This window comes from Acetobacterium wieringae (assembly GCF_026646375.1).
Classification (GTDB): domain Bacteria; phylum Bacillota; class Clostridia; order Eubacteriales; family Eubacteriaceae; genus Acetobacterium; species Acetobacterium wieringae_A.
This window is the reverse complement of record NZ_JAIPPU010000033.1, coordinates 1-8,750: the sequence shown is the minus strand read 5'-3', so window position 1 is coordinate 8,750 and position 8,750 is coordinate 1. Positions and strand designations below refer to the sequence as shown.

At 39.6% G+C, this 8,750-nt stretch carries 9 protein-coding genes; 6 read left to right on the top strand and 3 right to left on the bottom strand.

All coding sequences use genetic code 11. The annotated features are described in order from the left end of the window. The first annotated feature begins 280 nt into the window (after positions 1 to 280). Complete coding sequence (locus Q7P33_RS17575) at positions 281 to 1,258, top strand: Fic family protein (protein ID WP_303872046.1); 978 nt, start codon at positions 281 to 283, stop codon at positions 1,256 to 1,258. A 333-nt stretch (positions 1,259 to 1,591) separates the two neighbouring features. Here the strand turns inward: Q7P33_RS17575 and Q7P33_RS17570 are convergent, their stop codons facing one another. Genes Q7P33_RS17570 through Q7P33_RS17560 form a run of 3 tightly spaced genes read right to left on the bottom strand, consistent with a single transcriptional unit; the run spans position 1,592 to position 4,076 of the window. Next, positions 1,592 to 2,107, bottom strand: coding sequence for an MFS transporter (locus Q7P33_RS17570; protein WP_303872045.1), 516 nt, complete (start codon positions 2,105 to 2,107; stop codon positions 1,592 to 1,594). A 15-nt stretch (positions 2,108 to 2,122) separates the two neighbouring features. Beyond that, a complete protein-coding gene (locus Q7P33_RS17565; protein WP_303872044.1) occupies positions 2,123 to 2,827 on the bottom strand; it encodes an MFS transporter in 705 nt (234 codons plus the stop codon). Between the two features lie 13 nt (positions 2,828 to 2,840). Next, positions 2,841 to 4,076 (bottom strand): glycosyltransferase, encoded by a 1,236-nt coding sequence (locus Q7P33_RS17560; RefSeq protein WP_303872043.1) that lies wholly within the window; start codon positions 4,074 to 4,076, stop codon positions 2,841 to 2,843. A gap of 122 nt (positions 4,077 to 4,198) precedes the next feature. Between Q7P33_RS17560 and Q7P33_RS17555 the strand changes: the two genes are divergently transcribed. From Q7P33_RS17555 to Q7P33_RS17535, 5 genes are all read left to right on the top strand, one after another. Further along, complete coding sequence (locus Q7P33_RS17555) at positions 4,199 to 4,765, top strand: TetR/AcrR family transcriptional regulator (RefSeq protein ID WP_303872042.1); 567 nt, start codon at positions 4,199 to 4,201, stop codon at positions 4,763 to 4,765. Between the two features lie 191 nt (positions 4,766 to 4,956). Further along, positions 4,957 to 5,889: a 4Fe-4S binding protein gene (locus Q7P33_RS17550; protein WP_303872041.1), complete on the top strand. Its 933-nt coding sequence runs from the start codon at positions 4,957 to 4,959 to the stop codon at positions 5,887 to 5,889. Positions 5,890 to 5,902: 13 nt separating this feature from the next. Continuing rightward, on the top strand, positions 5,903 to 6,358 hold the full coding sequence (locus Q7P33_RS17545) for a MarR family winged helix-turn-helix transcriptional regulator (RefSeq protein ID WP_070372509.1): 456 nt from the start codon (positions 5,903 to 5,905) through the stop codon (positions 6,356 to 6,358). Further along, the gene (locus tag Q7P33_RS17540; RefSeq protein ID WP_303872039.1) at positions 6,359 to 7,291 is read left to right on the top strand and encodes a reductive dehalogenase domain-containing protein; all 933 of its coding nucleotides are present in this window, start codon (positions 6,359 to 6,361) and stop codon (positions 7,289 to 7,291) included. 411 nt (positions 7,292 to 7,702) lie between these two features. Then, the gene (locus Q7P33_RS17535; RefSeq protein WP_070372869.1) at positions 7,703 to 8,419 is read left to right on the top strand and encodes a MarR family transcriptional regulator; all 717 of its coding nucleotides are present in this window, start codon (positions 7,703 to 7,705) and stop codon (positions 8,417 to 8,419) included. The last annotated feature ends 331 nt before the right edge of the window (positions 8,420 to 8,750 follow it).

Here is an 8,750-nt window from a genome sequence, read left to right as displayed (position 1 = left end):
GCTAATGGGTAATTTTTACCGTTTATTTTGGGAAGTTTCAAAACGATATTGACATAATCAGCTGTTTTTTTAATTAAGTTATTATGTTATATAAATATTATTGAATGTAAATGATATTTTGCGAACAGGGGTTCGGTACGGTCTTTTCTACTAAAAGTAACTTTATAAGTCTGTCCTATAATAATATTTTATTTTGAAATTTTCATAGACAATTTCAACTTGTACGGTATAATAATAGACAAGTGTTTTAAAAATAATATTTATGAGGAAAAACAAACAAATGGATTATATTCCGCCGTATACGATAACAGATAAAACCGTTAATTTAGTTTCAAAGATAACGGAAATAATTACGCATATTACAATTGCTGATAACATGGACAGCAATCCAAGACTTAGAAGAGATAATCGAATTCGAACTATCCATGCTTCTTTAGCAATTGAGAACAACTCATTATCTTTGGATCAAGTAACAGACATTATTAATGGAAGAAGGATTCTCGGTGCGCCAGACGAAATATGTGAAGTGAAAAATGCTTTTGAAGCATATAATATACTTTTAAAAATGAATCCATTTTCAATTAATGCTTTATTGCAAGCTCATAGAATTTTAATGAATGATTTATCAAAAGAATCCGGAATTTTTAGAAACGGTGGTGTCGGTATATTTGCAGGAGATCATTTGGTTCATATGGCTCCACCGGCTAATCAGGTTCCGCATTTGATACAAGATCTGTTTAGCTGGGCTAAAGAAGCAGAAGTGCATCCGCTAATTAAAAGTTGTGTTTTCCATTACGAATTTGAGTTTATTCACCCGTTTGCCGATGGAAATGGACGAATGGGGCGAATGTGGCAAACTTTACTACTTTATAAGTGGAAACCACTATTCGGTTGGCTGCCTATCGAAACGCTTATTAGGGAACGTCAGGATGAATATTACAAAGTACTTGGAGAATGTGATCATCGAGCAGATTCAGGTCAGTTTGTTGAATTTCTATTGGAAGCAATTTATGATGCGCTACAAGATGTTTCAAATACCGGACAAGTAACCGATCAAGTAACCGAACAAGTCGAAAGATTATTAAATGTGATCGGTGACAACGCTTATTCGACAAAAGAATTGATGGAATTATTAGGTTTAAAACATCGACAAACCTTTAGAGATAACTATTTATTGCCGGCAATGGAAAAAGGGCTGATTGAAATGACAATTCCAGATAAACCCAATAGCAGCAAGCAAAAATATAAAAAAACGTAAGATAAAATTGTACTTTGTAAAAAATAAATATTAATGTTATTAAAATTGAAATTAGCCATTTGTATAAATTAATATTGAACTTTGGGATTTTAAAGTATTGTATGAAAGATTTAGTAGTCATTAATTATTAGAAAAGGTACAATAAAGGCCACCTTGTGATGAGGTGGCTTTTTTCTGTTTTGAGTAGAAATGGCTTTGTTACTGTATTTAAGAGTTTGTATAGTATTGATGATTTTTACAAAGAGGTTGTTTAGTGCGTTGAATAAGTTTATAAATTCGTATCAGGCACTGATCTGCTAATATGATTTAAAATAATCACCAGCTGCATGGTGATTATTTGTTTTCTCCACAAGCAGCGGATTCCTTGATCAAAGGGATATCAAATTCACGTGTCAAAAGATAACATGACAAGCTTACAAATACCATTAAAATACCGGCAAGAATCATCCAATTGCTTACACCAAGCAGTTCAGATACAGGTCCGGCAATAAACATCCCAACAGGAGCTGCAAAACTCATAATACTGGTAACAAGCGAAATGACCTTACCCAAGTTTTCTGAAGGAACCGTTCTTTGGATATAGGCGGTGAAGGGAATGTTGAAACCCATACTGGTTGTCCCCATAATAAATACAGCGATACAGAAAACCCAGAACCAAGTTGCTGGTAAAAAACCGCTAATAAAGGAGCATAAACCGAGCAAACCCATGGAAAGTGCGATCATTAAAAATTGTCGCTGGAGACCACCAGTTAAACCGATAATCATCGCAGCAATCAGCATGCCACTGGAAAATAAGGTTTGAACGATCCCATTATGCCATGCCGTACCATTAAAATAACCCTTGACCATAAGCGGCAGCAAAGTTCATAAAGGTACAAAAATAATCGTTGATATCAGCACTGGAATCGAAAGTCGCAACAAGGCCTTGTTCGATTTAATCGTCAGGATACCCTGCTTCATATCTTCAATAACGGTTAACTTACTGTTAAGATTTATTGGGGGGGTGGAAACGTGGACCAGTGATAAGGTTAAAATGGCCAAAATTGCCCCAATTACATCAATTAGCATCGTATAGGGTAGGGTTGTAACGCTCATCAATAAGGCACCGAGCATGGGCCCGATCATCGAACAAGCGGAGTTGATCATTTGTCCGAAGCCACCAGCTTTTGTAAGTTCAGCAGAAGGAACAAGCTGAGGAATAAGGGTTTGCATAGCAGGCTTATGAAAAGTCTCACCCAAGGCCCTGATCAATAAAACAACATAAACAAATGAGAGCGATTGGTAGCCAAGTAAAAATAACACGCATAAAAATAAACTGGAAAGGGCAACAGCAGCATCAGCAATAATCATTATTTTTTTACGATTAAATCGGTCAATCCAGACACCAGCAAAAGGACCGATTATCGCCTGAGGCAATAATCCGACAACACTTGCGATCGTTAATGCCAGGGCCGAACCGGTTTCCATCGTGATCCACCAGATCATTGAAAACTGTACGGCACTGGAACTTAAAAGGGAAAAGGCCTGACCAAGATAAATGGTGAAAAAGGTTTTTCTCCAAGTAGACATTTTTTTCATAAATCTACCGCACCAGATAATCTGCTATTATTTTCGCACCTGCCCAGGCACCATTTTCAGTCCCAATATTGTGGCCGAGCTTTCGGGCATTCGTGATAATCGGATCGGTTAGGGCATATTGAATTGCTGCCGCCAGCTTATCAGCGTTTAAATGCTTACGGTAAATCGGCTTTGCGCCAACTCCCAGGTCATAGGATCGGTGAGCCCAGGCAAATTGGTCATTGGAAAATGGCACGATGACACTTGGGATACCGGCTTTAAAACCAGCGGCGGTGGTGCCGGCACCACCATGATGACAAACCAGGGAAATCCGCTCAAACAGCCAACTGTGGGGAACACTGTCAATCGCCAGCAGGTTTTTCGGCAGGTTGTCAATCGCACCCATACCAGAGATGATCCCGCGCTTACCGGTTCGCCGAAGGGCCTCGATAATGATGGCGACCGTCTCAACCTGATGTCTGCTGTCAAAAACGCTGCCAAAGCCGAAATAAATTGGTTTTTCGCCCGCTGCCAGGAAGTCCGCCAGTTCTTTGGCGGGGGTATAATCATCTTTTTCGGTCACAAACCAATAGCCGTTCTGATGAATATCGGCGTTCCAGTCGAGGGGACGGGGAAAGACAAAATTGCTGCAGGAGATGATGGCCGGATGAGCGTGATCGATTTTTTCAAAGGGGCTGCCAAAATTTTCGGGGAGTTTGCCATATTCTTTCTTGAAAAAAGTTTCTATACCGGTTTTTCCAGCCATCCACAGCATCCCCTGCAAGAGCTGATAGCTTACTGCTTTGGGCATGATGGTTTTACCGTAGGCGATCAGTGAAGCTACTTCGGTGGTTTTGTGCATCGGAAAGGGTGCCGCCAGGATCGCCGGAATACCGAGCTTGGCGCCGGCAAAATAACCAATCGTACAGCCCGGATGGTAAACAATCAGTTCACTGCCTTGACAAGCTGCGAACATTTCGGCGGTTAAGCCAAGCACATATTTTTTCATTTTGTTAAAGGTCAAAATCATTTTCAGGGGATTATCTGATGATTGGGCATCCTGAAGTAATTTGGGGTCGATTTCGGCGGACTGATAATCAGCTGATAGAGGATAAAAATCAATGCCGTAGTTTTTGATAAAGTCTTCAAAACTTTTGCCGCCGGCAATCCGTACCGTTTTTCCCAGCTTTTGCAGTTCCTGGGCAAGGGCAATATAGGGCTGAAAATCGCCCCGCGATCCTGAACAAAGAATCGTAATCATAGTTAGTAGTTCCTCCTTGAATCATCCAACATTCTGTTGTATGATTCAATTATAGATCCCGACGGCCAGAGGATCAACCAACAATGTGGCTGCATTTGTCGGATTTGAAAGGGAGAATGAAGATGAATAAACGGACAGCGATAACGTCACAGACAAAACAGAATCTCATCGATGCGTTTTGGTCCTTATATTGTGCCATGAGAATTGAAAAAATTACCATTAAGGACATTACTAATAAAGCCGGTTATAACCGGGGCACGTTCTATGAATATTTTAAAGACGTTTATGATGTTCTGGAACATATTGAAAATTCATTAATCCCCAGCCTGGACGAGCTGCCACCAATTACAATCGGTTCGGACATGTGCGGCATGCCTACGAACACGTTTCTTGAGCTATATGAAAAAAACAGCAAATACTATGCCGTGTTGCTTGGCGACGGTGGTGACCCGGCTTTTGCAAGCAAACTCAAAAATGCTATTAAACCAATAATAATCCAGGAATTCGCCAATAAACCGACGGTTAATCAAAAAGAATTGGACTATGTTATCGAATATACCCTATCGGCGATGATTGGTATGATGAGTTACTGGTACCGGCAGACTGATAAACTGCCTTCTGATCAATTGCATGAATTGATCAGAAAACTAACGGAACAAGGCGTCACCAGACAATTGCCGGCGTTATAAAAGGCAAAGATCTGTTTCAGGATATTTTATACTCATTTATATAGGCGGTCCCTGTGGGAAAAAAATGAGGAACGGTTTCTAAAATAACAAAAATATTAGTTGACTGGCATACTATTGTGATATATAATCTGGCCAAACAGTTTACCGGTAAACTAATTAAAATGATGTGTTATTTTACAGGAGGTCACCAGATGGGGCTAAGTCTGAATAAAATAGTAAAACCGCAAACTACTGCGTTGAATGAACGAGGTCGGGTGTTCTCCTCAGCACAATCACCAACAAAACGACCTTACGTTGAGGGTGAACGGATTAAATTCATAAACAAAGATATCAGGTATCTTTTAAAGAACATAACAAAGATATATCGATTACCTCAGACAATTCAAACAACAGTAAAATTAATTAAGAAAGATCATGAAGGTTTAAATAGTCGGATCACAGCAGCAGTTTTCAATGAACTGGAAAAACTGCTGCAAAAGTTACAAGTTGATGAATACGGATATTTTGAAGTGATGCCCGAACAATTATTTAAGGGCTGTGGTGTTCCCCATCAGTATGCGCTCGTTTTTTCATCCGCAATGGATCCCGATGCCTTTAAAACAGCGCCAAGTATCGTTTGTCAGGTGGAAGTAGCAAAAGTGTATGTAAAAACTGGAGATATTGCCAACAGTGTTGCTGGTTTTCTTCAAAAAAATGGATTTGGTGCCAGTCCAAACCACTCGATAGGAGGCCAGCTAGACTACTCAATGGCGGCCCAGTGGGCGGGAATCGGAATCGTTGGTCGACATAGTATGGCGATCACCAGAAAAAATGGTGCCTGCCAACGTCTCTCAGTGGTTTACACCAATATTGAAAATCTCGATGAGTATATCGTCTCGAATCCAAGAGACTTAACGTGGGTCAACGAATTCTGTCAAAAATGTGGAAAGTGTATTCGAAACTGTCCGACAGAAGCGATTTTTAAAGAACCAGTGATCTGCGATGGTTTTAATCCAACCCGGGTTGATTATGACAAGTGCTCTCGCGATTTTGTAAATTATGGTTGCGGTGTTTGCATCGGAGAGTGCCCATTTACAGTTGGTAATTACGATCAAATAAAATCTGCCTATTTGAAAAAAAGATAAGGAAGGTGCAAATATGGAAGCCATGGATTTTGGAAAGATGATTCGCACTATTACGGCAAATACCAATAATTATATTGGCGGTATGATTGAAAAGTTTGGGATCCGGCAGGGTCAGTTTGAGTATTTTCTACTGATCTACGGCAGCCCCGGCATTAATCAGAATGAATTAGCCAGGCTAAAATCGGTTGGTAAAGCCAGCGTGACCAAGGCTTTGAAAATTCTTGAAGATGATGGTTTTATCCGCAGAGTCTCCGATGATGTGGACAAACGAAACACCCGGTGTTACATTACCGGAAAGGGCGAATTGATTGTCAATGATTTGCTTAAAATCAGAGCAGAAGCGGAAAAAGTCCTTTTTGACGGTTTTACCGAAGCAGGCAAAGCGGCCTTATATGAGCATCTTTTTCGATTATATCAGAATTCAGAGCAGTTGGGGGCTAATCCTCAGTACGAGATTGGAGTTGATTAGATGAAATTTCCGATGCCTAGAGAATATAGACATATCAGACCCATCGATACGGTCTGGTATGGCAATCCGCAATTAAAAGAAGGACTATCAGTACCCGAGATTACAATCAAATATGGTAGTTTATCCTCACGAATAAAAACGATGCCGTCGTATGCTAAATATTTGCTTGGATCACTGCGTGAATTAGCCAAAGCGGTAAAATCGATTAAGCGAAATCCCTACACATCAAATAAAACGCTGTCGGCAGAAGGATTGGCAGAAATAGAAGCAGTTGCGCAAGGGCTGGGTATTTCGGGTATCGGCTATACCAAAGTTAAAGAAACCCATCTGTTTAAAGAATCAATTGTTTTGTTTAAATATGCTATGGTTTTCACCGTGGAAATGAAAAAAACAGCGATTGAACAAGCGCCGTCAAAAAAAACCATTCAAGAAATTTTTAGAACCTACTATGAACTTGGCCGGGCGGTTAATCTGATTTCTGATTTTTTAAGAGAAAAAGGTTTTAATGCCCAGGCCATCCCGGCGATCGGCAGTAATTTGAATCTTACGGTGATGGCCAGGGATGCCGGACTGGGCGGCTTTGGAAAAAATGGGTTGCTGATCACACCTGATTACGGTCCCAGCGTACGACTGGCAGCAGTGTTAACCGACATCGAAAATCTTCCGGTTAACCAGAGATTAGATTATGATTGGCTACCAGATTTCTGTGCCACATGTCATGCGTGCGTCAAAAAATGTCCGGCCCAGGCCATTTATGAAAAGCCAATGATCTGCAAAGATGGCAGTGAGCAGCATATTGACTACAAAAAGTGCGCCGTTCCGTTTTCAAAACAGCATGGCTGCACCGTGTGTATTAAAGAGTGTGCGTTTTTTAAATCGGACTATAAAAAAATAGCAGCTGCCTACATTAGAAAAGAAAAAGCAGCAAAATAAAAGCTTCCAGTAGGAAAAAATCCACGAAAATGAGTGCTTAGCAGCATGAGCTTGTATTTCGTGGTTTTTTATTACTTGAATTTAGCCATGATTTTTGAATGAAAGCTGATTGGAAAAAGGCTATTCTAGCCTCCGCTACTATTGAGGATAAAAACCAGTTAAAAAGGAGCGGCGTATGAATTTCATGAGAACGAGGATTAGCAGTTGTTAATTATAGCGGACCGGATCATGTATCAGTGGACATGGTTTTGACTAATTAGCACATGATAGAAAGCCTCAAAATTGAATCATCTCCCAAACAATCCCAGAATGAGGCATTGAACGGATCTGCACATGCTCATTGAAAATGATTGACAAAGCGAAAGAATAATTGCTCCATATAGTTAGGTAAGTTAACTATATGGAGGGCAAATGAATGTTGATCTTATAAATAGTGCGGATGTAATTGGGATGTTTTGCAGGTTACATATGAACTCAAAGCGGGATTTTTCCATAAGACCTAGTGAAATGGGTGTACTGATATACGCTCAAAAGCAAAGCTGTGCTGTGACTCCGCTGATGATCAGCCAATTTTTTAACATCTCCAAACCTTCGGTCAGCTTAATGGTAAAATCTTTGACGAAGCAAGGTTTTTTAATCAAGGAAAGCTCGATTACTGATAAGCGAAGTTATACACTTGTGATAACCGAAAAAGGAGAGAATCTGGTTGAGTCATCGTTTATTGAGTATTTTAAAGCGGTTAAATTATTGAAAGAAAAAATGGGTGTGGATAAATTTGGTCAATTAGTTGACTTAATGAAAATTGCAAATTGCATATTAGAAGAGGAAAATACCGGATCGGAAGCGTTAGACTATTTCCAGGTGGCAGATGTGCTAAGTAAATTGAATAACAGAAAAATAACATACGTCAAACCAGGCCTGTTAAAATATCGAAATTACTATATCAAGAACCGTGGGCTGGATAAAGGCTATGTCAATGTTACGGTCATGTTGTATATCATGACCAGACTCGGTACGGCTAAAACAATCACCAATGAATTTTTTAAATTAACCGGAAAAAACCCTCGGACATTTGAAGATTTTGCAAAAGCTAATATTGGAGCTTTCATGAAAGGTAATGATAACTAAACGGTAAGGATATTGCTTCTCAAATCAATATTGATAATTTATGAGTAACAACAGAAATTTTCTGAATATTCTGTTGTTAAAAAGGGTGCTTCGGTTACGTAATTCCAATGTTGCTGAGGTCATCAGCGGGAATCAGCAATGTATTTTATTTACATATTAATGATGACGATAATCTTCAATGCAAATTGTCACCTCGAACCGGTACGGGTCACCTCCACCAATGCGAAATAAAAGCAACTTACTTAACAGCTGATTAGCAATAATCAGCTGTTTTTTTGTAAGCGATTAATAACAAGGTGCCTTACATCTAGAATAAATCCATGAGATAATA

Excerpts from the sequence above, each read along its gene's own strand:
- Q7P33_RS17575 (WP_303872046.1), top strand. The coding sequence starts at position 281 with ATGGATTATATTCCGCCGTATACGATAACAGATAAAACCGTTAATTTA.
- Q7P33_RS17570 (WP_303872045.1), bottom strand. The coding sequence starts at position 2,107 with ATGGTCAAGGGTTATTTTAATGGTACGGCATGGCATAATGGGATCGTT.
- Q7P33_RS17565 (WP_303872044.1), bottom strand. The coding sequence starts at position 2,827 with ATGTCTACTTGGAGAAAAACCTTTTTCACCATTTATCTTGGTCAGGCC.
- Q7P33_RS17560 (WP_303872043.1), bottom strand. The coding sequence starts at position 4,076 with ATGATTACGATTCTTTGTTCAGGATCGCGGGGCGATTTTCAGCCCTAT.
- Q7P33_RS17555 (WP_303872042.1), top strand. The coding sequence starts at position 4,199 with ATGAATAAACGGACAGCGATAACGTCACAGACAAAACAGAATCTCATC.
- Q7P33_RS17550 (WP_303872041.1), top strand. The coding sequence starts at position 4,957 with ATGGGGCTAAGTCTGAATAAAATAGTAAAACCGCAAACTACTGCGTTG.
- Q7P33_RS17545 (WP_070372509.1), top strand. The coding sequence starts at position 5,903 with ATGGAAGCCATGGATTTTGGAAAGATGATTCGCACTATTACGGCAAAT.
- Q7P33_RS17540 (WP_303872039.1), top strand. The coding sequence starts at position 6,359 with ATGAAATTTCCGATGCCTAGAGAATATAGACATATCAGACCCATCGAT.
- Q7P33_RS17535 (WP_070372869.1), top strand. The coding sequence starts at position 7,703 with ATGAATGTTGATCTTATAAATAGTGCGGATGTAATTGGGATGTTTTGC.